Consider the following 24,389-nt stretch of genomic DNA (forward strand, 5'->3'; position numbering starts at 1 on the left):
TTTAGCGGAGAGTTTCGCGCGGGGTGCTGTCGGCATGATCGACCCACAAGCCGGCGGCGGCCGTGGCGAGGGCCGCGCGGAATTCCGACGGTAGCGGGGTCTTGGTCAGCGTCGTCGCGTCGACCAGGACATAGATCGTCTCGGCCGTGGCGATGATCGCATCCTCGCCGGCAACGCGGAATTCCACGGCCAGGGAAAACGACGTGTTCCCCAAGTGCAGCGGCCGCACCGCGATCTCGAGCACCTGATCGAAGCGCGCCGACGACTTCCACTCTTTGGTTTGCTTCACCAGCTGATAGTCGAGCGGCCCGTTGACCAGCAGCTTTTCGAAGCCGAGGGCGCGCAAGAACTCGAGTGTGGCCAGATCGACGTAGTGGCCGTAATGAACGTTGAACACCACCTTCTGCGCGTCGCACTCGGCGTAGCGCACCCGCAGGTAGTAGCGAAAGGGCTGGGCCATCCTTCGTGAGTTCTCGCAGACGCTGTTTGGAAAGAGTGATGGGGTGCCACTGGTGGCTCGCCCACCGGTGCGGAATCCTCGATAAGCACTGGTAGACAAGCTTCTTGGTCTTAGTGACCCAAAAGCGCGTCGACGGCCGCGCCAACATCGGGACTGGCCATCAACGATTCTCCGACCAGGATCGCATCGATGCCGGCCGCCTGCAAACGCTCGACGTCCGCGCGGCTGCGAATGCCGCTTTCCGCGACCAGCACGCACTCATCGGGGATGCGCTCGCGCATACGCAGCGTGTGATCCAAATCCGTCTTGAAGGTGCGCAAGTCCCGATTGTTGATACCGATCAGCGTTGCCCCGGCGTCGAACACGCGCGGCAGGTTCTCCGGTTCGTACAGCTCCACGAGGGGCGACATGCCCAGCTGTACCGCCTCGTTGTGCAGCGACCGCAGGTGGCAATCGTCCAGGCATTCGGCGATCAACAGCACGGCATCGGCGCCGGCGGCCCGCGCTTCGAGCAGTTGATAACGATCGAGAATGAAATCTTTGCGCAGCACCGGCAGGCGAACCTGCTGTTTGATCGCCCGCAAGTAGTCAAGGCTTCCCTGAAAAAAGTGTTCGTCGGTCAGCACGCTCAGGCAACTCGCGCCATGGGCCGCATACGTCTGGGCGATGGCCAGCGGCTCAAAATCCTCGCGGATCACACCTTTCGAGGGACTGGCCTTTTTCACTTCGGCGATCAGGCGGATCGGCCCCGGCGCGGATAGCGCGCCAAAGAAATCGCGCGGCGCAGGCATTTCGGCAAGCCGCTTTTCAAGCTCGGCAGCCGGCACGGCCGCTTGCGCTGCGGCAATCTCGTGCCGTTTGCGGGCGACGATTTCGTCGAGGATCGTGCTCATGGTCAATCTTGAAAAATCGTCGCGCTGTCAGTGCTTGAAATGCCGCCGGCCTGTCAGAAGCATCGAGATTCCATGCCGATTGCAGGCGGCCGTCACTTCTTCGTCATTGCGAGACCCGCCCGGCTGTACCACGGCCTTTACGCCGGCGGCGGCGGCCAGGTCGATCGAATCGGGGAACGGAAAAAACGCGTCGGACCCCAATACCGAACCGGCCGCCTTCGGACCCGCTTTCTCGATCGCGATGCGTACGCTATCGACCCGGCTCATCTGCCCGGCGCCGGTGCCCAACAGCGTCTGGTCCTTGGCCAGCACAATGGCGTTGCTCTTCACATGCCGGACGATGGCCCAAGCAAATTCCAGGTCGGCCCGCACCGCGTCGCTGGGCGCCGCCGTCGTGGCCACGGTCCAACTTTCGATAGGGTCCGGTAGCACATCGGCCTCTTGTCGCAACAGACCACCGTCGACTTGCCGATATTCGAACCGTGGCCGCGCCGGTCCCCAAGCACCGACCGCCAAGAGGCGCACGTTCGCTTTCCACTTCGGCCGGGTGGTCAGTGCAACGAGCGCATCCGGCGCGAAATCTGGAGCCACTATGGCCTCAACGAAAAGTCCCGGTTCGCACAGCACTTCGGCCGTGGCTAGATCGACCATTCGATTGAACCCCAGGACAGAACCGAAGGCGCTCACCGGATCACCAGCCATCGCGCGCCCCGCGGCGACGCTCAATTGCTCGGCGGCCGCGGCGCCGCAGGGATTGTTGTGCTTGATGACCACAGCGGCCGGCCGGGCCAGCCCGCGCACGATCGCCAAGGCGCTATCCAGATCGAGCAGGTTGTTGTACGACAGCTCTTTACCATTGAGCTGCCGGGCACCAACCAGGTTCGGCGTCGATAAGCGCTCGGCGTAGAGCGCCGCCCGCTGGTGGGGATTCTCGCCGTAGCGCAACACTTCTTTGAGATCGACCGACAGGTCGAGTCGGGCGGGAAAATCCTCGGCCGGCTCCGGGCCGGTCGCGGCGAACCAGCGGGCAATGCCGGCGTCGTACCGCGCCGTGTGGGCGTAGGCTTCGGCCGCCAATTGCCGCCGCAGCCCGTAGCTGATGCCGCCTTTTGCGGAGAGCTCGGCAAGAATCCGCGAATACTGGTCGGGGCTGGTGGCGATCGTTACGAAGGCATGATTCTTGGCCGCCGCGCGCACCAAGGACGGCCCGCCGATATCGATCTGCTCGATCGTCTCCTCGTCGCTCGCGCCGCGCGCCACGGTTTGCTCGAAGGGATAAAGGTTGACGACCACCAGGTCGAACGATTCGATGCCATGGGCCGCGAGCGAGTGCTTGTCTTCGGGATTATCCCGCCGCCAGAGGATGCCGCCGAAAACCTTTGGATGAAGCGTCTTGACCCGACCGTCCATCATTTCCGGAAAGCCGGTGTAATCGGCGATATCGCGGACCGAGAGCCCCTGCTCGACGAGGAAGCGCCGCGTGCCGCCGGTGCTGTAAATCTCCACGCCGGCGGCGGCCAGGCCGTGGGCGAACTCGGCCAGCCCGGTCTTGTCGCTGACGCTAATGATGGCGCGGCCGACTTTGACCGCTTGATCCGTCGTTTGAGTCACGATCCGTCACCTCCGGAAGACGCAAGCCCGTGCGAAACGGCGCGGCGGTTGATCGCCGTTCTGGGGGCTCGCGGAACGAAGTAATCCGCGCTTGCTCGTAGAAGATACCGCGCAAGCCTCGCGGCCAACAGGAGCCCGATTCTGCGTGAGAGAGGCGATCGCTTCGCGGTCCTCAAACGGCCGGCACGGTGATGATTACGGCTGCGCTGCGGCGCCAAATGGATCATCGTCCGCGGCCGCATCAGCCGGGGCATCGGCCTCCATTTCACGATCGGCGGCAGCTCCAGGAGCAGCCGCGGCGGCTGCCGCCGGCGCCCGGCGTCCTCCGGCCGGAGTCGCTTCCGGATCGGGGGGCAATTCGTGCACGAGCGGTTTTACCTGGTCGATTTCGTGCAGGCATTGCAGCAATCCGGTATCGGTCGCCAGATACACGCGGTCGGTCTGGGTGTTTTCGACTTTGATCGGCAAGAGCTCGGTGGCCATGCGGCCCAGGTGCGCGCCGCTGCGACGATCCACGATCACCAACCGATCTTGCTCATCGGCCGTGTATAAACGTGTCCTACTGGCCGCGATGAACTTGGCAACGTCTGCACTGAACCATCGCTCGTTCCCGCTATCGGCGGCCAGACAATGCATGCCTGACAGCTCGGCAATCGCGTAGACGTTGCCGTCGAGCGGTACGGGCATCTGTCGTGCCGGATAACCGGTCGAGAACTGCCAGCGACGCTTGCCCGACTTTTCGTCAATCGCGTAGATGTAACCATCGGCCGACGCGGCGTAGACCAGCGGAGGCCAGTAACCAAGCCCAGCGGTGATCGGGCCGCGCGTCATGAAACGATAGTTGGCGTTCAGATCGTCCTTGTTGGCCGAGTACACTCCTCCGGCATGCGTTCCCCACACCAGGTAATCACCGGCCAGCACCGGCGATTCATCGATCGACCCCTTGGTGCGATAGGTGGTAGGGGTCAGCTTCGGCTTTTCCGGTTTGATTTCGTAGCTCTCGACCGCGCCGGCGAAGGTCGGGACGTAAACCCGCGTGTCGCTCACGGTCGGCGCCGCCGAAGGCGTTCCCTGCAATTTTCGGGTGAAGAGCAGGCTGCCGTCGCGCCGCGACAGCACGTACAAGGTCGAACCATTGCACACGCACACGTACGAGGCGCTCGCGCCGACGGGCGTGTTGGGAAAGGACCGTTGCCCGACCAACGTCGTCCACAGCGTGCGCCCGGTTTCGGCATCGAAGGCTTGCACCATCGATTCATCGGTCACGCTGATCAGCGCCCCTTGGTGCAGCGTGATTTCGTGAACTCGATTGCGGCTCGAATCCATCTTGATGCGCGTGGCCCAAGCTCGCGTCAGGCCGAAGCGACGGGCCTGTTGCTCGGTGATGAGCGTGGTACGCCCCCCTTGAGCCCAGGTCGTGCTTGCGCCGACGAGGCTCACGACACCACAAGCCGCCCAGAGGATACCGATTCGTGCGCTAGCGTGCATTTTGCGTCAGGTGCCTGGTGCCAGGGGGGTCGGTGAGCCGCGCCACGATCGACACGCGGCGCATCCTTTCATGATAATTGCCCAAGCGCAAACGTGGGGAGCAAAACAGCCACCGCAAGGCCTCAGGCGCCGATGGTCGTACGGGGTCGGACACCACCGGTGGCGGGTTGTGCCTCGGGCCCGACAATTCTAGGATGACACGGCCCGCTAGAGTCTTGCGCTATCGGGGCCAGCAGGACTCGCGTCCCCGCCCAAGACCTGCCAAGGCGGGTTGCCGCCGGTCCGTCGGCAGGTGCCCAGTCAGCCAGGTTTTGCCACCTGCGTGGGGGGCACCGCATCCGCCCCGCCCACCGCCTATCTCCATCCCGGCGCCGCCATGAACCATGCCGCCCTACGAAAGGTGTTGGGATATCTCAACCTGTCGTCGGGCACCTTTGACGCTCAATTCTACGCCAGCGTTAACGACGCGTTTGCCGCCGCCGCGGCCGACAGCAGGGCCGGGCAGCCGGCCTGGCGCACGCTACGCGAGCAGCTTGATGCCGAACTGACGGCGGTGGCGGGGCAGATCGCCGGATTTGAATCGACCGACCAGGCGGCGGCCCTGGTACGGTTGGTCTTCGATTCGATCCTGCCCGAGTACAAGAAGTTCCACAAGGATTTGTTGGCCCATCAGAACGAAGAAGCGCTGTACCAGCCCTTTTTCATCGCCAAGGCGTGCGCGCTGGCACTGGCGCAGGAGGGCCCCTGGACCGAGACGCCGCGCATCGTCCGCGGTGCCGTTGCGCGGTTGAACGATTTCATCGGCCATCGCCCTGTGGTGGTGTTGCGGACGGCGCAGAAGATCGAACCTTATCGGCATGAGTGGGTTTGCCCGATCCCGCTCTTTGTTGCCGGGGCTGGCGTCGCGGCCGGACGCTATCACGATATGATCGCGGCAACGCTCGATGTGCTCCGCGCCACGGATCGCGAGGTTCTCGACAGAGCCAGCTTCGATCCCCATCACCTGCAGGAACTGGCGCTCGATCCGCGCGCTTACGATTTCGATCATCCCGCCAACAAGCGGCCCAATTACCATTTCGGTCAGTGGGACCCGCACACGATCGACAACTCGGGACGCTACACGCGCTTCGTTTTACAGGCCGTGACCCTGGATGCATTGCTGGAACGTGTGGAAGAGGCGTCGGGTGACGAGGCTGCATTTCGTCTGCAGGAAGCGGCCGTGGTACTGGCCGGCACGATGCTGATGGCCGCCGGCGTCAGCGGCAGCGGGCCCGAGAGTCACGATTCCGACACGACCCTGGCGAACTTGTTGCCCCGGATCGCGGCGTATCGCGACGACTTCTATCGCCGCCGCCTGGCCGAAACGGACGGCCCCGCGGGGGACCGCTTGCGTAGCGAGGCGGCGACGCTACGGCAACCGTTCGCCGGCGCGCGGCACGACTTGAATTCCCGCCTCGCGCGGCTGCGCGGCGTGCAACTGCAGCATGTGCGCCTGGCACGCCTGTTCGCCACGATGGGCAACCTGGAAGCGACGACACGCCAGGCGCAGATCGTGCCGGTCGCCTCGGCGCGCATGTTGTCGAAAATCAGCGGCCAGATCACGATCGGCCACCTGGCGCTCGAGCGCGGCGACGTCGCTGAAGCTGCCCGCTTGCTGGCCGAGGTCGACGACCTGCTACGGCGGGCCATCGATTGCGGCGCGGTAGTCGATCCCTGGAACATCTTGGGCTTTCAGGGGCAATTCAGCCTGTTTCCGGCCATGGAAAACAGCGTGCGCGATCACCGGGTCGACGTGCTGGTACACCTGGTGACGCGCATCTTCAGCCTCGTCGTGCGCACCGCCGCCGATGCCGCGGCAGCGGGTCAGGACGTGCTCCTGGAACAGGTCCTCGCGCAGCTCAACGCCTTTGCCACCTGGTGGGACCGCTTCGGCACGCTGGAGGTTTCGGGCGTCGACTCGGTGTCGGGGCGCGAATCGGTCGATGCCGCCACGGCCATCGCCCGCGCGCTGGGCGCATGGCGCCAGGCCGGCGCCACCGGGGGCGATATCGCGTTCTGGCGCAAACACGTCGCCGAGTTCCAATCACCCCGTGCTTATGCCCTGGTAATCCGTACGTTGCTCGACAAGCGCGATTTTCTCGCGGCAACGGGATTGCTTGTGCAATGGCTATCCGAATCGGAAGGAATGCCGCTGGAAGAGGGGGAGTATTCCCTGCGTCAGTTGACGCTGCGCGGCCTGAAGCTGTTGCTGCCGACCGATGCAAGCGTGCCAGAGCCGTCCTGGCCGCTGGTGGGCCGGCTCTTCGATTATGTGGAGGCGAACGCCGGCGATTATTGGGACGTTCCGCAACTGGCCTTCGTCGTCAACAAAAACGGCGGTCATGGCGACAACGACGATGACGATGCGAACCTGTTTCAGGCGGCGTACGAGGACGTCACGTACCTCGATACAACCGACGACGGCACCGATAGCTCGCTCTTTGGCGGCAGCGAACCGGCCAGCGATTACGAACTCGATCTGGAAGCCGCGCGATTGCGGTCGCGGCTCGGCTTTTTGCGCACGCTGGCCCAGTTGCGTACGATGTGCGCTGTCGCCAGCGCTACGACGACCACCAATCCGCTGGCGGAGAACCTGGCCGCACAGTACGAACACGCGGCGCGTTGCGAAGAGGGGCTCGCGCAACTGCTCACGGCGCTCCACCAATATCGCATCGCCGAGCCCGCTGGTACGCACACGTCCCTGGTGGAATACGATCGCCGCCGCCGCGTGAAGGAGTCGCTGCTGGCCGAAGTCGCCGCGACGGCCGTCGAGGCGGCGGCCGCGGCGCGGTGGATTCGAGCCGCCGCATCCACCGACGGCGAGGGAGCCGCCGCGAATGCAACACCGTTGCCGCGCTTCGAGACCTTGGCGACGCCGCTCTTGCGCGCTTTGCTCGAAGGGAACGCCGACGCGGCCCGCGCTTCGTTTCCGGCTTTGCGCGCCGAGTTCGAGCAGCAGCCGATTCTGTACGTGCCCCTGTCGCGCGGCGGCGACCCGGAGCAATTCGTGCGCACGCAATCGCTCAGGCAGTTGCTGGTGGACCTGCTCACGATTCTGCCGCGCGCGGGACTGCTGGCCGAGACCTGCCAACTGATCACGGTCGCGATCGCCATGGAGCGCCATCGCCCCAAGGGGGACCGGGCCATCACGGAATTTGACCGGCTCTTCGAGACCGGATATCGGGCCCTGGTCACGGCAGTCGTCGAGGCGGCTACGAGCAACGAGCAGCCGGCGGCGGATGCCGAGTTGGTCGAAACCTTGCAATCGCTCACCGAGCCGTTGTTGCGATTGTGGCTCGAACACAGCCGGTCCGTGCGGCTTTCAGCGCTAGAAAAACTGGCCGAGCCCGAGCGCTTCAAGTCGCTGGTCGAATTCGTCGAGCGCTACGGGCATGACCTGTTTACGCAGAAATTCCTCAACCCGGGGAGCCTGCGGGCCATTTTGGATCAAGGCGCCGAGAATTATTTGCGGCTCCTCGAAGAAGAACCTGACACGGCCCAACCGCTGAAATTGATCGAGGATCTATCGGCCGACGAGCCGCCCCTGACTCGCGCCGCGGCCGCCGCGCAGTTGCAAACCATCGCCGAGGTCATCGTCGAGAATTACAACGAGTACAAAGATTACAACAGCACGACCACGCAATCCGACCACGGCGAGCTGTTGTACACGTTGATCGATTGCCTGCGTTTGAAGGCCAGCTACGAACGCGTTTGCTGGAACATCCGGCCCATCGTGCAAGCGCACGAGGTCCTGATGCGGCACGGACAGATCGATACCGCGGAATTATGGCGCCGTGCCCTGGCAGAGCGCACCGGCGAGGCGGCGGACGCCCTGCAGAAGCAGTTCGAAGCGCTCGGGCAGCGCTACCAGATGCGGCTGCCGAGCATCGCGGCCCGGCTGGCCGAACGGTTCGTGCGTCCGCTCGTGGTCGACGGGCTGCGGGCGCTCGTGGCGCCGGCCATCGAGGAGATCCGCGCAGGCGACCCCGGTGAAGCCTTCTTGCGCCTGGAAAGCGAAATCCGCGAACTGGCCGAGCAGCCCGCGGGCTCGGGCGTGGACGTTCCCGCGTGGCTGGCGGCGCTGGAAGAGGAAGCGGCGCGAGCCCAGGCCGAGAGCAGCGATCACGACGCCGCCGCCGATTTGCAGGCGCGCGTGCGCCCCGTGCGGCTGACGCTTGCCGACGTGCAGCGACAATTGGGTGAATGAAGCGGTGCCTGCGATGCCGCTTCTTGTTCAGTCGGCACGCCTTTGGAGTCGCCCGCTCATTCGCCTGAGGGCGAAAAGGCATGGCACGGCGCACTTTTATTTGCCGGCGTTTTTCTCGGCCTCGGCCTTTTCATCCTGCGCGGTCACCCGCGGAAAGATTTCCGTCCGCCCGAAGAGCGAGATGCCCACGTAGCCGCGGGCGTTCAATTGGCTGCTGTCGCCGTCCTCGAACCACAGCGTGCAGTTGTAGGTCTTGCCGCTGTCGCCGTCGTAGATCGTTCCGCCGGACCATTGCTTCTTGGCCGGGTCGTAGGTGAAGTCCTTGAGCATGTCGATGCCCACGACCGGGCGTTTGCGCAGCGACTCGTCGGGATTGTATTTATCGAGCGCGCCTTCCTTGTCGTAGGCGACGATCTTGCCGTGGTAGATACCGTTCTCGCGGCGCACCTCCAGCTTGCCGTTCTTCTTCGGGAACCACCATTTGCCGAGCAGGGCATCGCCCGGCGCCTTGTCGGCAGCTTGTAAGTTCGACACGGCCAAGAGCGCGGCGGCAAAGGCAAAGGCGACCGAAATGCGGCGATTCATGTCTGCACCCACGGATGGCGAGGTTTCGAGAAGCGATGCACCCAGGAGTTTATAGGGAATCCGGTTAAAGGCAAACTGCCGATCTTCGCTCAATCGCCCGCGATCGGTGTGGCCGCTTGCATCATCGCGCACTTGGTTGACATACATGGCCTGCCCAGGTATTCTCATGCCTAGCGAGACAAGGCATAGGCCAAGGAAACACCCGGATGGTCACCAACCCCGATCTGTTGCGCGGCGCGCTCGAGCCGGTAATCCTGGAGTTGATCTCGGCGGGCGCAAGCTACGGCTACGAGATTGCCAAGGCAGTGCAGGAATCGAGCGGTGGCGAGCTGTTGGCGCAGGAAGGAACGCTTTACCCGGCCCTGCATCGCCTGGAAAAGCGCGGCTACCTGCGCGCTACCTGGAAGGCGTCGCCCGAGGGGCGTCAGCGGAAGCACTACCGCGTGACGGGCGAGGGGCGGCGCTACCTCGAGAGTCTGCGTACCGAATGGGCCACGTTCAGCAAAACGGTCAACCGCATTCTAGGGATCGCGCATGTCGGAATTGTCACGGCATGACGATGACGAAGGGACCGGTGCAACAGGCGATTTCGCTGGCTCCCGGTCGCAAGACACATTCGACGCTCGCCTGGAGGCCGAGCTGGCCGATCACCTGGCGGCCGCCGCGGCGGAGTTGGTGCGCAAGGGAGAGCCGCCCGATCGAGCGGCGAGCGCGGCGCTCGCACGCTTCGGCGACGTGAGTCGCATCAAACGACAATGCTGGTGGATCCACCATGGGGAGGATTTCATGTTTCGAACGGTTGGCATCGCGCTTCTGAGCACTCTCGTAATCGGCGTCGCACTCCTCGCGGCCGGCGGTTGGCAGGCACAGCGCAATCTGGCGGCGCGCACCGCGGAGCTTTCCGACCAGCTCGCCTCGCTGACCGCCACGCAAGAAGCAATGCTGGCTCAGCAGCGGCCGCCGGAAATCACCGGGCATTGCTATCTGGGTGACAAGTCGAAGCCGGCGGCGAACGTCCTGGTGAAAATCTATCGCTTTCCCGATGTCGCAGGAAACTTAACAACGGGAGTGATCGTAGATGCCGTCGAGACTGATGCTGACGGACACTTCAAAACGGGCGCGCTTCAATATGGCGAGTACTCCGTGATCGCTCCGCTGCAGGTTCCGCAGGGCGAAAGCCAGGAGAGTCTCTACTACCGGGAAATTCAAAGCCGCCCCATGACTGTAGTGACGGGTTCAGGCGTGACGCATGTCACCTTGGACGTGCTGGCCTCCGCCCGAGTCGAACTTGTCACACAACCATTCCCGAAAACGATCACATGCGCAAAGGGGCAACAGCTCGACGTGACCACATTGGACAATATCACATTCGGAAGTTCAGTCACTGATCGTCCGGTTCGTCTGTTCCGCGACGGACTGGAGACACACCTTACACCCATTCTTGATTGGCCCGCCCCACTGGGGCCAACGGGGTTAGGCGGCACCCACGTCGAGCCATATTCGGAAACGCGGTGGCTGCCGCCACGCGAGTACGAAGTCCACAAGTGGCTGAATTTGACGGGCCCGTCTCCCGATGTCATGGCGCGCGAGGTAACCGAAGGGATCGAGCAACCGGCACCCGTCCCCAACAAAAGCACCTTTTATGCCACGCTCTCCATGAATGTTCCGAAGGTTCGAACTGCGGCGGGCGGATCGACGAAAGTTACCTTCGCATTGCCGGACGGATTCGCCGATGCGTTCAAGGACGCGTTGCCATTGGCAGCGCAGGGCTACGGGACAGCCAACGGCATAACGTATCCGGCTGGAAGCGTCGGCGCCGTCGCGCAAGCCATGAAGATCGACGTGAAGGTTGACCCGCCCACTCAAACTGCGCCTTGAGCGATCCCCCGGTTTTCGGAGCGTCGTTTCGCGCGATTTACGCCGAACGCACCTGTCCAAGAAGTTCACTCAACGAGCTGATCGACTCGCTGGCTCGAGGTTCTTGATCAGTGTGCGTTCCCGCGGCGCTGCTCTCGGCCCGCTCCACCAGCACCGCCTGCCAGCCAGCGGCGCGGGCCGCGCGAAAATCGTTCTCCAGATCGTCTCCCACGAGCAGCATCTCTGCGGGCTCGAAGCCGAGTTCGTCAGCGATTGCGGCGAAGAACTCGGGCCGGGGTTTGCGCCAGCCGACACGCGACGAGACGAACACGTGCCGGCAGTCGCTCAAGGGCGTCAGGGCCCGGCAAATGCCATCCAATCGATCGTCGAAATTCGAAGCGATGCCAATCGTGACGCCTGCCGCCGCTAGCGCTTGCCAGGCGCCCGAGGCATCGTCGAACAATTGCCAGTGCTGCGGATTAGCAAAATGCTCCCACAGATCGTCGAAGATGGCACCGGCCTGCGGCGCAGCGCCGAAGACATCGGCCACGATCCCGCGCCACCGCTCACGTTCGCGCTCTTGACTGGTGCGCCCGGCGTGCAACCGGCGATCGATCTCGTCCTGTTGGGCCATCGCCGCGCGAAACAAACCGTGCATTTCGGCTTCGGCGATCTCGATGCCGTGGCGGCGTCCCACACGCGCGTAAGCCGCGGCGACACTCGGCTCGGGCCGGATCAACGTGCCCACGGCGTCGAAGAGAACGGCACGCGGCAAATGATGAGTGCAAAATGATGAATGATGAATCGAAGCCAAGGAATACTCCGCACGATCGTTTCCCTTGTTCATCATTCTGCATTCATCATTCTGCGTTTGCCGTCACGGTAGCCGCGAGATCCAGCCCAGGTCGAGCGCGAAGACAAACGTCATCAGGCTGATGATGAAGAGGAACCCGGCGTAGTGGAAGGCGATCACGACCCGCTCGCTGACCGGCTTGCCGCGGATTCCCTCCAGGATCAAGAAGACCATATGCCCGCCGTCCAGGAGCGGGATCGGCAGAAAGTTCAGCACCGCCAGGTTGGCGCTGAGCATGCCGAGAAAGATCAACAGCGCCGAGACGCCCTTGCTGGCCGATTGATGGGCCACGCCGAAGATCGACAGCGGACCGCCCATGCCCTTGGGCGAGACCTGCGCGGTGCCGATCTTGCGCAGAAAGCGATAGACCTGCGCCACGGATTCCACGGCTTCGTTGCTGCCGAGCTTCAGCGCTTCGCTCATCGTGGCCGCGCGCACCTCGACGTACAGCGGCTCGAAATTGAAGCCGCGGTCGGGGTTCCACTCGTTCGACGCGGCGACGTCGACTTCGACCTCGCGCTTGTCGGCCAGCGTCAGCGTGACCTTGGTGTCGGCCAGCGTGTTCTGCAATTGTTCGACGAAGAAGGGCCACGATGCCTTGTCGGCCGCTTCGCCAAACTCGACCTTGAATTCGACGTCCTTGTCATCGAGCTTGACGTTCTGTGGGGGCAAGCGGGCCGCCACGACCTCGGCGCCTGCGGCGATGCCAGCCTTCTCCGCTGGACCACCCGGCTCGACGCTGGCCACGCGCGTCGTGACCCTGATGCCGACGCCCAGCGTGTTCAGCACCAACGGTTCGGCCGGAGTGAGCGGGTCTTCCACGGCATACGGTTCGCGCAGCGTCACCTTTTGCTCGCTTTGCTGGCCGTCGCGCCGCGTAACGATCGTGACTTCCTGGCCCGCACGCTTCAGCAACCGGTCGTTCAAGGTCTCGGGATCGCCGATGGGCTCGCCATCGATCGAGACCAGCAGGTCCCCTTTCTTCCAGCCAGCCTTGTCGGCGGGCGAGCCGGCCTGCACGGCCGCGATCGCGCCGATCTCCATCGCAATGCCCAGGCGCTTGAGTGGCCGACCCGGCAGTTCGATCGGCACCTGCTCCGAGTCGTTCTCGTTCAGCTTGCGGAGCACGGTAACGGTCGTGGGCCCGACGTTTTGCGCCAGCTCGCGCTGCACGTCGGCGTTGGTTGCGACGTTCTTGCCGGCAATCGCCGCGATGGTGTCGCCGGGCTTAAACGGGCTGTCCTTCCCACCCAAGGGCGCCACCGGCACGATCGGCGGCTTGGCCAACTGCGTGGTCGAGGCGCTAAAGATGCCGATCCGCGGCGCCAGGCCCGTCGGGTCGGGGTAGATCGTGAACTCCAAGGGCTCGCTCGCCCCCTCGCGCTCGACGACGAACTTCACCCCCTTGTCGAGATTGTCACCCAACGCCACGCGCTGCTGCAGGTTGCGAAAGCGCGGGTTCTCGATGTCGCCGATGCGAATGATCTTGTCGCCCGGGCGCAGGCCGGCGGTCCATGCCGGATCGCCCGGCCACAGCCGGCCCACGACGCACGGGTTTTCCTTGACACCCATCTTGTAAGCGATGACGGCCACGGCGAAGGCAAAGATCACGTTCATGATCACGCCCGCCGAGATGATCGCCATCCGCTGCGGAACCGTTTTGGCCAGGTAGCTGCGCGGATCGAAGATGCTCGTCTCGGCGCTGGCTTCCCCCTCGGGCAAGGTGTCACCCTCGGCGGCCTCGCGGGCGAGCTTGGCGCGTTCGAACTCCTCGGCGGCTTTGGTCGGATTGTCCTCCTGGCCGAGCATCTTTACGTATCCGCCCAGCGGCAGGATGCCGATGCCGTATTCGGTTTCACCCCAGCGAAACTTCGCCAGCTTGAGGCCGAAGACGTCGAAGCCGAGATAAAACTTCTCGCACTTCACGCCGCACGCCTTGGCGACCAGGAAGTGCCCCAGCTCGTGAACGAAAATCACCGCCCCCAGGCCGACCGCGACTTGCGCGATCAAGTTCCAGTTGTGCCAGTCGGTGAGCCAGCTTGCGGCAGCCAGAGGCGCCGCGTTTGCAAGTGCCTCGATCAAGTGCATACCCAACGTGCCATCTCCTTGCGCGCCCAGCCGTCGACTCGAATCAACTCATCAAGTGTAGGACTGGGATCAAAATCATGATGTTCCAAAACGCCGCGGCAGGCCGGCACGATTTCGGTAAAGGGGAGCTCGCCTCGCAAAAATCCTTCGACAGCCGCCTCGTTCGCCGCGTTCAACACGGCCCCCGTCGTTCCGCCTACGCGGGCCGCCTCGCGCCCCAGTTCCAAGGCCGGAAACCGCTCCAGGTCCGGCGGCTCGAATTCCAACCGCATGCAATCGGTCCAATTCATCCGCGCCGCCACCCCGTCGGTACGGTGCGGGTAAGTCAAGGCGTATTGAATCGGCAGCTTCATGTCTGGCGGGCTGAGCTGCGCCAGCACCGAACCGTCGACGTACTCGACAAACGAATGCACGATCGATTGCGGGTGCACCACCACGTCGATCCGCTCGACGTCGATGTCGAACAGCCAGCGGGCTTCGATGATCTCGAGCGCCTTGTTCATCATCGTGGCCGAGTCGACCGTGATCTTCGGCCCCATTGCCCAGGTGGGGTGCGCCAGGGCTTCGGCAACCGTGACGCTGGCCAGTTGCTCGCGTGAATACTTGCGAAAGGGACCGCCGCTGGCCGTGAGCACGATTCGCCGCACTTCGTGCCCTTGCCCGGCCTGCAAGGCCTGAAAAACCGCACTATGTTCGCTATCGACCGGCAGAATCCGGACGCCTCGCTGCGCGGCCAGTTCCATCACCAGCCGGCCGGCCATGACCAAAGTCTCTTTGTTCGCTAGCGCTACTGTCTTGCCGGCGTCGAGCGCGGCCCACGTGCTGCGCAAGCCTGCGCTCCCCACGATCGCGGCCAGCACCACGTCGACCTCGGGCCGGCGGGCGATGTCTTCCAAGGCGCTCGGCCCGGTGACGAGCTCGCAGCCGCCGGGCAAACCGCTCCAGTCCTGCCGGGCGGCCGCCGCCGGGTCACTGGCGATGGCCCAGCGCGCGCCAAATTCGACGGCTTGCTGGGCGAGCAGACCGGTGCGCCCGTGAGCCGACAAGGCCACGGCCCGCAGCTTCCCTTCCGAAGCCGCGATGACCGCCAGCGTGCTCTGCCCAATGCTGCCTGTGGACCCGAGCACGGCGATGTTTTTCACGCGGTCCGTCATGGGAAGAGTTGCCGGGCGTTTAGTGGTTCTACGCAGATCGCAGCCCGGATGGCCCGGTGCGTGTTGGAACTGTTCGTCACTTACGTCTGCAGCGCCATGACCGGCGACGAGCGACAGGCCTTTACCCATAGGAGGTTCTCAGCCAAGGCGACCGTTCCGGCGTACGCCGCTTGGGTGGTGTCCGCCTCGGGCGAGGAATCTCAGTCGTGCCCCCAAGCGCATTATGCCGATCGTGGCGATCACTCCGCCGACTGCCGATCACCCACCACGCGGCGGAGGATCGCAGGCGTTTCGTCCTGGAACGCGCTAATCGCCGTGCAGACTTGGGTTTGCTGCGACGCCGCCGTGCATTTTAGGAGCGTCTGGCGAGCCCCACAACCCTGATCGGCAGAGGCAACAGAGGGTAGTCGCCCGCAGCGTGGCGAACGATACTTCAGCCGATGCCCGCGGCGGACGCTCTCGTTGTATCTTCCGGGGACGGATTCTAGGATAGGTTTGGTATGTCTTTCGATCGGCTCATAGCCCTTCCCACCTCTCGCGGCTGGCCCCCGTGCCGCCAGGCTTTGCTTTGCCGGCCGTAAGTTTCGCCCATCACGGATAACGTCGCCAAGGATACCGCGCCATGGATTCTCGTCCCGAGTTGCCTCGGAAGCCGGTGGATAATAAGAAGTCGCCCAACATGGGCAATAACATCATCTGGTACCTGCTGGCCCTGGGTATCGGCACGGTTTTCTTGGTCGCTCTCTTGGCCAGCCAGCCGGATGTCGAGATCCGCTTTGGCGACTTGGACACGCTCATCGGCATGGGAAGCGATGCCAAGAACGAGCGCGAGGGGAAACCCCCGGCTACGATCGAGGTCAAGGACGAAGGAGGCGAGGGAAAGGGAGGCCGCCGGTTTTCCCATCTCAGCGACCTGACCGTTGGGGTCTCGGAAATCACGGGCAAGGTAACGATGCGCCCGCTCGATGCCCATGGCGTCCCGACGGGCGAGGAGCAAACCGGCGTCCGATTCTCGACGGCGCGATTGGGCCTGGAGCACGACCTTTTCGAGTCGCTCAAAGCCAACGGCTTTACCGACGTCCGGGCCGAACGCGCGCCGAGTGGACTGCGGGCCTATGCCCCCATCCTGATCGTGACGGCGCTGTTCGTGCTGGCCTTCTTCCTCATGATGCGTCGCCTGGGGGGCGCGGGCAGCCCGATGGCCTTTGGCCGCAGCCGCGGCAAGATGTATGCGCAGGAGGATATCGGCGTCACCTTCGACGACGTAGCCGGCATCGACGAAGCGGTGGAAGAGCTGCGCGAAGTGGTCGAGTTCCTTCGCACGCCTGAGAAATACCAGATGCTCGGCGGCCGCATCCCCAAGGGGATCCTGCTCGTCGGGCCTCCCGGCACCGGCAAGACGTTATTGGCCAAGGCCATTGCTGGCGAGGCGGGCGTGCCGTTCTTCAGCCTGTCGGGCTCGGACTTCGTCGAGATGTTCGTCGGCGTCGGCGCCGCGCGCGTCCGCGACATGTTCCAGCAGGCCGAAGCCAAGGCCCCCTGCATCATCTTCATCGACGAGCTCGACGCGCTCGGCAAAACGCGCGGCACGAGCATCGTGGGCGGGCACGACGAGCGCGAACAAACGTTGAATGCCCTGCTCGTGGAGATGGACGGCTTCGGCTCCAATAGCGGCGTGATCGTCATGGCCGCCACCAACCGGCCCGAGACGCTCGATCCGGCACTGTTGCGTCCGGGGCGCTTCGATCGGCACGTATTGGTCGATCGGCCCGACGTGCGCGGCCGCGAAAAGATTCTGGAAGTTCACGTGCAGAACGTGAAGCTCGACAATGCCGTGCAGCTGCAAGACGTGGCTCGCATCACGTCGGGCTTTGTCGGCGCTGATCTGGCCAACCTGGTTAACGAAGCGGCGCTGTTGGCCGCGCGCAAGGGAAAAAGCTCCGTCGGCATGGAAGAGTTCAACGAAGGGGTCGAGCGCGTCACCGCCGGCCTGGAAAAGAAACAGCGCATTATCCACCAGGATGAAAAGCAGCGCGTGGCTTACCACGAAAGCGGGCACGCCCTGGTCGCCTACAGCTTGCCCGATACGGACCCTGTACACAAAGTGTCGATCATTCCGCGCGGCATCGGCGCGCTTGGCTACATGATGCAGCGCCCCGAAGGGGACCGCTACCTGATGACGCAGGGCGAACTGGAGAGCCGGGTGCAGGTCCTGTTGGCGGGAACCATCGCCGAGGAATTGACGTTCCACGATGTTTCGACCGGGGCGCAAAACGACCTGGAACGGGCCAGCGAGATCGTGCGCAGCATGGTCATGGAATACGGCATGAGCCGCCTGGGGCGGGTGAATTATCGCGAAAGCGGCCGCTCGCCATTCTTGTCGGGCGGCGGCGATTTTCCGCGCGAGCGCAGCCATAGCGAGCACACCGCCCGCGAAATCGACCAGGAAGTGCGCCGCATCATCGACGAAATGATCGAAAAGGTGCGGGCGATCATCGCCGCCCGCCGCCCGGCGCTCGAAGCCATGGCCGCCCGGCTGATCGAGAAGGAAGTCATCGACGCGGACGAACTGAAGGTCATCATCGAAGAAAACTCGCCCAGCCCGATGCTGGTGCCGGGAACGGGCATTGCGCGAAAGCGGCCACTCCCGCCGCGCGATGAAGCAGCGCCTGAAGCCGACCAGGCCAGCGGCGCGTAGAAGACGTATAAGGCTTGGGTGCCACGAGGTGCCACGGGTGGCTCGCCCACCAGTGCCGAACTCAGAGTGAGCAGCCGTGCTATTCCTGACCGACCAGCACCAGGTTGTCCTGGTAGTAGGCGATGGCTTCGGTCGGATTGAGATTGAAGATCGCCCGCCCATCGGTTTGCCACTTGCCGTGGTCGAGCCGGAAGACGGCGGTGGCGGCGCGCAGGTTGCTGACGGCCTCGACCTCTTCCATGCCGCCCCCTTCGATGGCTTCGAAGGCGATCGTCACGGCCACGAAGGCGCACAGCTCGCCATTCTGGCGGTGCCGAGCGTAGGTCACCTCGTCATCGAACGAGCAATCCGTCCAGCGCAGGCCGCGCGGCTTGCCGCTCTTGCCGGCCAGCTCGAAGAACTTCGCCTCGAGCCGCTCGCGATGCAGGTGAAAATCGGAGCGGTAGCGCTCGTAGTTGGCCCGCGCCAACCGCGCTTTTAATTTGACCCACAGCAAGGCCACCGCGGCCGTGACCACTACACCGGCGGCCGCAATTCCGTACCAGGCACTCATGGCCATCCTCCCACGCACGCACGGGCGCGTTCGCGCGACACAGAGCACGACGCGACAAACTCGATTTTACGCCTGCTGGGGCTGTAAACGCAAGAAAGCGCCCGGCCAGGGGGATATTGCCGGCGAAAAGCGCCGTCTCACGCCGGGTGACACGCACCGCTACTGGCCAAAACCCACGGCGATTGCTTGCATCGCGCCGGCGCAAGCGGCATGCTAGGAGCGCCTTCCCGCGCCCCTTCTGCCGCACCGCAAAATCGAGGAGCTTTGCATCATGCGCCGCTTCCGTCTGGCGATCTTCGCGTCTCTATTGTTCGGTTCGACAGTGCCCCCGGTCGCGCGCGGCGCCGACGAGATCGATCCCTCGTCGCTCGCACAGTCCGTCACGATCTATCGCGACGAGTGGGGGGTGCCGCACATCGACGCACCGACCGACGAGGGCGTGGTGTTCGGTTTTGCGTTCGCACAGTGCGAGGACTATTTCTGGCAGGTCGAGGATTCGTACCTGCAATGCCTGGGGCGCTATGCCGAGGTCGTGGGCGACGCCGGCCTGGAAAGCGATCTGTTGAACCATTCGTTCGAAGTGGTCCGCCGCTCGCGCGAGGACTTTCCTTCGCTCGAGCCGAAACTGCGCAGCATCTGCGCGGCGTACGCGGCCGGCTTCAACCATTACCTGGCGACGCATCCGCAAGTCAAGCCGCGGCTGATCACGAAGCTCGAGCCGTGGAATCTGATCGCCTTCGAGCGCTTCACGCTCTTGAACTTCATCTACGGCAAAGCCCGCGTGCCGAAGAAGGCCACGCGCACCCTGCAGGACGAAATCCAAGCCGTCGTCGGCTCCAACGCCTGGGCCATCGGTCCGGCGAAAACCAAGGCCGGCACGACCATGCTCTTTGCCAATCCGCACCAGCCCTGGTTCGGCTACGGGCAATTCTACGAAGGCCATCTGCACAGCGGCGAGGGTTGGAGCTTCTCGGGCTCGACGTTTTTCGGCGGCCCCATTCCCACGATCGGCCACAACGACAACCTGGGCTGGTCGCACACGGTGAACAATCCGGACATCGTCGACGTCTATCGCGAGACGTTCGATTCGCCTGACCGTCTGAAGTATCGCTACGCCGACGGCTACAAGACGGCCGAGGAGTGGCAGGAGTCGATCGGCGTGCGCACCGGCGACAAAGTCGAGCCGCGCAAATGCACGTTCCGCAAAACGCATCACGGCCCGATCATGGCCAAGGACGACGACACGCATTACCTGGCCGTCCGGGTCGCCAAGATCATGGAAGGGAGCCGGCTGCGGCAAGCGCTCGACATGACGCGGGCTCGCAATTTCACCGACTGGCGCAAGGCGATGGCCGGCCTCAACCTGCAAATGTTCAACACGGTGTACGCCGATCACGACGGCAATATTTTCTACGTCTACAACGGCACGATTCCGCGCCGCGATCCCAGTTTCGACTGGACCAAACCGGTCGATGGCAGCAATCCCAAGACCGAATGGAATGGCCTGCACACGTTCGACGAGCTGCCGCAAGTGTGGAATCCGCCGTCGGGCTACGTACAGAACTGCAACGCGACGCCGTTTGCGGCCACCGACGACGGCAATCCGTTCCAGACCGATTTCCCGCCGTACATGGTCGAAGAGCAGAACGAAGACAAAAGGCGCTCGAAGGTGTCGCGCATGCTTTTGCGCAAGCTGCACGGCGCGACGTTCGACGATTGGCAGCGGCTGGCTTTCGACACGACGCTGTACTGGCCGCTGATCGAGATTCCGCGCTACCAGCGCGAGCTGGAATTGTTGAAGGCGTCGAATCCCGAGCTGGCAGCCAAGGCCGCGCCCTTGATCGCGCACCTGGCCGATTGGGACTTCCGCTCGTCAGTGACCTCGACGCAAACCACGCTGTGCGCCGCCTGGTATCAGGAGCTGTACGGCACCGGCTACCCGGCCGAGAATCTCAAGCCCGAATATCAGGAGAGCCAGGCCAAGCGGTTCGAGGCCTTGCTCACGGCAGCCGCCAAGATCAAGGCCCTCTACGGCGATTGGAAGGTGCCGTGGGGCGATATCAGCCGCATGCAGCGGCATGCCAACCAGGCCGAGGGGGCACTCGTGCCGTTCGATGACAAGCTGTCGAGCATCGCCTGTCCCGGCGCGCCCGGCCCCTTGGGCATCGTCTTCAACACCTATTACACCCCCATCACGCCGCAGCGCAAAAAGCAGTACGGCATCGTCGGGCATTCGTTCGTGGGCGTGTACGAGTTCAGCAAGAACGAGAAAGTGAAGGCGGCCACGATCCTGCAATTCGGCGAGAACGCCGATCCCAGCTCGCCTCACTTTTTCGACCAGGCCCAGCTCTACGTGCAGCAGAAGTTCAAGCCGGCCTGGTTCGACTGGGACGAAGTCGTGGCGCACGCGAAGGTGAAGTACCACCCGGGCGACAAGTGACGGAAGAGAATGCCGAATGAAAAGTGCCCCTGCTTAGCCGCCGGGCTTGCCCGGCGCGCAAAGTACTGACTGCCGGCTGCCGACTCGTGTCTTTCGACATTTGACGTTCGACATTCGTCATGTTCAGTCCATCGACTTGGGACGGTCGATCAACAGCGCGACTTCGAAGCGCGAGTGCGGCACGTCGCTACGTACGACCGACGCCGGGCGCATGCGCAGCTCGCTCGTCACCTTGCCCCAGCTCCACGACTTCACCTGGTAGATGTACAGATTCGGCTCGGGCGTCTGCGCCCGTTTGAAGCCGTATTGCGATTCGAGGAAGGCCACCAGGCGGCGCGTGTCGCCGGTCGTGCCGAAGAAGGTGATCCGCGCGACCCGTTGTTTCTGGTTGAAATAGTACGTCAGCGAACCGGCCACGTCGGCATCACTGGTGCCCGTGACCAGCGGAACGCGATAGCCTTGCACGTCGAGCTCGGCCAGATTGGCGGAGACACGCGGCCAATTCGACAGCACCCAAGCCGTGGTCACGTCGAAACGGAGCACTTCTTCCAGCGAATGGATGGGCGTGGCCGGCTTGGCGGCCTTGGGCGTAGCGGCATCACCCGCCGTAGCGGCTGCTGCGACCGGTTGCTCGGTTTCGCCGGGCACTGCCTCGGCTTTCGCCGCTTCGTCCTTGCCCTTGGCCGGCATCACGCGGGCCAAGAGCCCCGAGACCCCGTTACTCGTGGAAAGCACCCACGGCAGCACGGTGGTCATCAAGAACAGGGCGACAAACAACTTGCTTCTGCCGGCCATCCGTCCCTCCTCGCCGCACCCCCTGACGCAATCACGCGATATCGCGGCTCATCAAAAGGGTATCGGCCGGTTCATGCGGTGCGCCCCACGCATGGTTTGGGCCGTCGAATGACACGGAATCTGCGCAATCGGACGATAGCGTGACATGGGCAGGATAAGTAAACTAAATCGACCTCCTGAGCAGTATTCCAGTGTGGGCATTTAAAAGCGATGGAAGTGACCGACTTCACAATTAGACTGCTGCTTCTTTTCTTCCCGGGAATCATCTGTTTTCTGACGGTCGATGCATTAACGGTGCATCTTAAGAGACGCCCGCACGAGATCGCGCTTTTAGCATTCGTCTACGCTGTTTTCTCATACGTCATCTTTGCCTTGCTAAAGGCGCCCTTTGGGATAGAGTTCCCCGAAACGGGCGGGATCTTCATGCCCCCGCCACAATTGAACCTATTCAAAGCGCTTGGCGATAAAGCGGTTCCGATTAACGCCGTAGAGGTCGCTGTCGTTACTTCGATCGCATTTTTGCTGGGAATCGCGACCAGTTACTGCATCAACCAATTTTGGTTTCATGACATTGCTAGGGCTCTGAAGATTACGAAGAAGTTCGGGCCTCCGAACGTCTGGTCGTTCGCTTTTAACATTAACGAGGTGAAATGGGCGACTGTTCGGGATCTTGAGGCAAAGCTGATGTTCCAGGGATATATTCGTGCATTTTCTGACGTCGAGGACCAAGCCGAAGTTCTTTTGACCCAGGTATGCGTATACAATGAGGCCACGGGGAAGCTTTTGTACGAGGCTGACCACATGTACCTTGCACGACCGAAGGATAACATGACCGTGGAGTTCCCGTTGACGAAGCAGGAGCTTTCCGAGGGCTAAACGATGACAGATAAGTGCGACCGCAAAGTTTTGCCCTTGCCCGAGCCACGCTCAAGTAAGGGCGGCCAGAACCCTCCGAGTCCGCCCGCCAACCGCCCGCCAGCACCACGCGGCAGCGCGGAGCGCGCGCCGAGGTCCGGGGGTTCAGGACGAACAAAGTAGACCAAGTAAGTTGGAATGCCAGATGAGCGATCGATATCGAAAGCCTGTCGACGTGACCCACGTGAGGCCGAAAGCCGGCCAAGAAAAGGGCGCGAATCCGCCAAATACTACCGGCGCCCGTCCGGCCGCGCCTGGCGGAAGCGGCGGCGGGTCGACAAATCAGGGTCGCGGAGGCGGCGGTAAGAAGTAGCCAGTCTGGCCGCTTACGTCTTGGGGATCATCACCCGGTCGCCGTTCTTCATGGCCGACTGGTGGGCGCAGATGCCGGTCATGGTCCAGTTGGCGCTTGTGCCCGCGTCGGGCCGGGGCGGACGGTCTTCGACGATGGCGCTCAAGAACTCGTGCGCCATGTGCGGATGCGACCCGCCGTGGCCGCTCCCTTGTATGAACGACAAGTGCTGCGCCTCGTCGGCGTCGTACACCCCCTTGGTCGTGAAGCGGCGAATCCCCTCGGGCAGCAAATGGGCGAAGTCGGGCACCGTCACGCGCTCGGGCTTTTCGCCACGGTGCAGCACGCACGGCTCATGCTCGACGCGCGTCCATTCGAAGGCCACCTTATCGCCGTACACGTCGAAGCTCTCGATGTACTGCCGCGCGGTCTCGAACAGGCTGCGCGTCACTTCGCAGCACAGCGGCGAGTCGGCCAGGCGGATCGTGGCGGTCTCGACGGCGAACGGTGAACCGTATTTGGCCGTGAGCTTGTCGCTGATCCGCCCCGACCCGTGACACACGACGCTTTCGGCGCGCTTGTTCGGCAAGTGCAGGCAGGGGCTCACGCAGTGGGTGGCGTAGTGCATCGGCGGCAGCCCTTCCCAGTAGCCGGGCCAGCCGGCCATCTCCTGCTGGTGCGAGCCGCGCAGGAATTGAATCCGCCCCAGCTCGCCGCTCTCGTACAGTTGTTTGACAAACAGAAACTCGCGGCTGTAGACCACCGTCTCCATCATCATGTAATGCTTGCCGCTCTTGCGCTGGGCGTCGACGATGGCCAGGCATTCTTCGACCGTGGTCGCCATCGGCACGGTGCTGGCCACGTGCTTGCCGGCCTGCAAGCCGGCCAGGCTTTGCGGCGCGTGATCGGGAATCGGCGTGTTGATATGCACCGCGTCGACGTTCGGATCGGCGAGCACGTCTTCGTATTTCGTGTAGCGCTTGGCGATGCCAAAATGGTCGCCGATCTGGTTCAACTTCTCCGGCGAGCGCTGACAGATGGCGTACATCTCGGCGTGCGGATGGTTCTGGTAGATCGGGATGAACTCGGCCCCGAAACCGAGGCCGATGATCGCCACGCGAACTTTTTTGGGGCTGGCCATGAGATGCGTACTCCGCTGTGGACGGCTGCGAACGAGCGACCGTGGCTTGTCCGACTGTAAATCATTGCGGCGAAGCGGGGTGCCCCTGGTGGCTTGTCCACCAGGGCTCTGCCTGAACCGCGCTACAGAATTTTCCCGCTGAAAACGTGGCCAGATTACAATACCCCTCGTGACGACGCAAGAAACCGCCGCGACGCGGCAAGGCTGTTCAGTCTTGCACGTTGCCCAAAGAAGCAGGCGGGACGCCCGCACCACAAAAGATCGGGAGCGACCGTTGACTGTAGTGCGGCCGTCTTCGGTTGCACGGTCCTCCCGACTTC

18 protein-coding genes are annotated in these 24,389 nt (G+C 63.4%); 6 read left to right on the plus strand and 12 right to left on the minus strand.

Annotated elements, in window-relative coordinates:
• Window position 1 precedes the first annotated feature (1 nt).
• The 4 genes from VHD36_06930 to VHD36_06945 form a co-directional block, all read right to left on the minus strand.
• Window positions 2-460: a thioesterase family protein gene (locus VHD36_06930; GenBank protein HVU87036.1), complete on the minus strand. Its 459-nt coding sequence runs from the start codon at window positions 458-460 to the stop codon at window positions 2-4.
• A 110-nt stretch (window positions 461-570) separates the two neighbouring features.
• Window positions 571-1,353 (minus strand): indole-3-glycerol phosphate synthase TrpC, encoded by a 783-nt coding sequence (gene trpC, locus VHD36_06935; protein ID HVU87037.1) that lies wholly within the window; start codon window positions 1,351-1,353, stop codon window positions 571-573.
• A gap of 27 nt (window positions 1,354-1,380) precedes the next feature.
• Window positions 1,381-2,964, minus strand: a complete 1,584-nt coding sequence (gene purH / locus VHD36_06940) for a bifunctional phosphoribosylaminoimidazolecarboxamide formyltransferase/IMP cyclohydrolase (GenBank protein HVU87038.1) — start codon at window positions 2,962-2,964, stop codon at window positions 1,381-1,383.
• Between the two features lie 195 nt (window positions 2,965-3,159).
• The gene (locus VHD36_06945; GenBank protein HVU87039.1) at window positions 3,160-4,404 is read right to left on the minus strand and encodes a PQQ-binding-like beta-propeller repeat protein; all 1,245 of its coding nucleotides are present in this window, start codon (window positions 4,402-4,404) and stop codon (window positions 3,160-3,162) included.
• 424 nt (window positions 4,405-4,828) lie between these two features.
• Here VHD36_06945 and VHD36_06950 point away from each other — a divergent pair, with 424 nt between their 5' ends.
• Window positions 4,829-8,698 carry a hypothetical protein gene (locus VHD36_06950; protein ID HVU87040.1) on the plus strand — a complete coding sequence of 1,290 codons (3,870 nt, stop codon included), beginning with the start codon at window positions 4,829-4,831 and terminating at the stop codon, window positions 8,696-8,698.
• 96 nt (window positions 8,699-8,794) lie between these two features.
• Here the strand turns inward: VHD36_06950 and VHD36_06955 are convergent, their stop codons facing one another.
• A complete protein-coding gene (locus VHD36_06955; GenBank protein HVU87041.1) occupies window positions 8,795-9,430 on the minus strand; it encodes a DUF2147 domain-containing protein in 636 nt (211 codons plus the stop codon).
• 59 nt (window positions 9,431-9,489) lie between these two features.
• Between VHD36_06955 and VHD36_06960 the strand changes: the two genes are divergently transcribed.
• Window positions 9,490-9,840, plus strand: a complete 351-nt coding sequence (locus tag VHD36_06960) for a helix-turn-helix transcriptional regulator (GenBank protein HVU87042.1) — start codon at window positions 9,490-9,492, stop codon at window positions 9,838-9,840.
• On the opposite strand, the gene VHD36_06965 is transcribed toward VHD36_06960, so the two are convergent.
• Complete coding sequence (locus tag VHD36_06965) at window positions 9,830-10,057, minus strand: hypothetical protein (GenBank protein HVU87043.1); 228 nt, start codon at window positions 10,055-10,057, stop codon at window positions 9,830-9,832. The genes VHD36_06960 and VHD36_06965 overlap by 11 nt on opposite strands.
• A gap of 12 nt (window positions 10,058-10,069) precedes the next feature.
• On the opposite strand from VHD36_06965, the gene VHD36_06970 reads away from it, so the two are divergent.
• The gene (locus tag VHD36_06970; GenBank protein ID HVU87044.1) at window positions 10,070-11,161 is read left to right on the plus strand and encodes a hypothetical protein; all 1,092 of its coding nucleotides are present in this window, start codon (window positions 10,070-10,072) and stop codon (window positions 11,159-11,161) included.
• A 37-nt stretch (window positions 11,162-11,198) separates the two neighbouring features.
• Here the strand turns inward: VHD36_06970 and VHD36_06975 are convergent, their stop codons facing one another.
• From VHD36_06975 to dxr, 3 genes are read right to left on the minus strand one after another with little or no spacing between them, the layout of a single operon-like run.
• Window positions 11,199-11,990 (minus strand): HAD-IA family hydrolase, encoded by a 792-nt coding sequence (locus VHD36_06975; GenBank protein ID HVU87045.1) that lies wholly within the window; start codon window positions 11,988-11,990, stop codon window positions 11,199-11,201.
• Window positions 11,991-12,017: 27 nt separating this feature from the next.
• Entirely contained in the window at window positions 12,018-14,081 is a 2,064-nt protein-coding gene (locus VHD36_06980) for a site-2 protease family protein (protein HVU87046.1), read from the minus strand.
• Window positions 14,072-15,235, minus strand: coding sequence for a 1-deoxy-D-xylulose-5-phosphate reductoisomerase (gene dxr, locus VHD36_06985; protein ID HVU87047.1), 1,164 nt, complete (start codon window positions 15,233-15,235; stop codon window positions 14,072-14,074). The genes VHD36_06980 and dxr overlap by 10 nt, the downstream gene beginning before the upstream one ends.
• A gap of 622 nt (window positions 15,236-15,857) precedes the next feature.
• Here dxr and ftsH point away from each other — a divergent pair.
• Window positions 15,858-17,933 (plus strand): ATP-dependent zinc metalloprotease FtsH, encoded by a 2,076-nt coding sequence (gene ftsH, locus VHD36_06990; GenBank protein HVU87048.1) that lies wholly within the window; start codon window positions 15,858-15,860, stop codon window positions 17,931-17,933.
• A gap of 79 nt (window positions 17,934-18,012) precedes the next feature.
• Here ftsH and VHD36_06995 read toward each other — a convergent pair whose 3' ends face one another.
• Window positions 18,013-18,486 carry a hypothetical protein gene (locus VHD36_06995; protein HVU87049.1) on the minus strand — a complete coding sequence of 158 codons (474 nt, stop codon included), beginning with the start codon at window positions 18,484-18,486 and terminating at the stop codon, window positions 18,013-18,015.
• A gap of 271 nt (window positions 18,487-18,757) precedes the next feature.
• Here VHD36_06995 and VHD36_07000 point away from each other — a divergent pair, with 271 nt between their 5' ends.
• Window positions 18,758-20,926 (plus strand): penicillin acylase family protein, encoded by a 2,169-nt coding sequence (locus VHD36_07000; GenBank protein HVU87050.1) that lies wholly within the window; start codon window positions 18,758-18,760, stop codon window positions 20,924-20,926.
• A 123-nt stretch (window positions 20,927-21,049) separates the two neighbouring features.
• Here the strand turns inward: VHD36_07000 and VHD36_07005 are convergent, their stop codons facing one another.
• On the minus strand, window positions 21,050-21,721 hold the full coding sequence (locus tag VHD36_07005) for a DUF6690 family protein (GenBank protein HVU87051.1): 672 nt from the start codon (window positions 21,719-21,721) through the stop codon (window positions 21,050-21,052).
• Between the two features lie 210 nt (window positions 21,722-21,931).
• Between VHD36_07005 and VHD36_07010 the strand changes: the two genes are divergently transcribed.
• Window positions 21,932-22,597: a DUF6338 family protein gene (locus tag VHD36_07010; protein ID HVU87052.1), complete on the plus strand. Its 666-nt coding sequence runs from the start codon at window positions 21,932-21,934 to the stop codon at window positions 22,595-22,597.
• A gap of 365 nt (window positions 22,598-22,962) precedes the next feature.
• Here VHD36_07010 and VHD36_07015 read toward each other — a convergent pair whose 3' ends face one another.
• Window positions 22,963-24,069 carry a Gfo/Idh/MocA family oxidoreductase gene (locus tag VHD36_07015; protein ID HVU87053.1) on the minus strand — a complete coding sequence of 369 codons (1,107 nt, stop codon included), beginning with the start codon at window positions 24,067-24,069 and terminating at the stop codon, window positions 22,963-22,965.
• Between the last annotated feature and the right edge of the window lie 320 nt (window positions 24,070-24,389).

The organism is Pirellulales bacterium (assembly GCA_035546535.1).
Classification (GTDB): domain Bacteria; phylum Planctomycetota; class Planctomycetia; order Pirellulales; family JACPPG01; genus JACPPG01.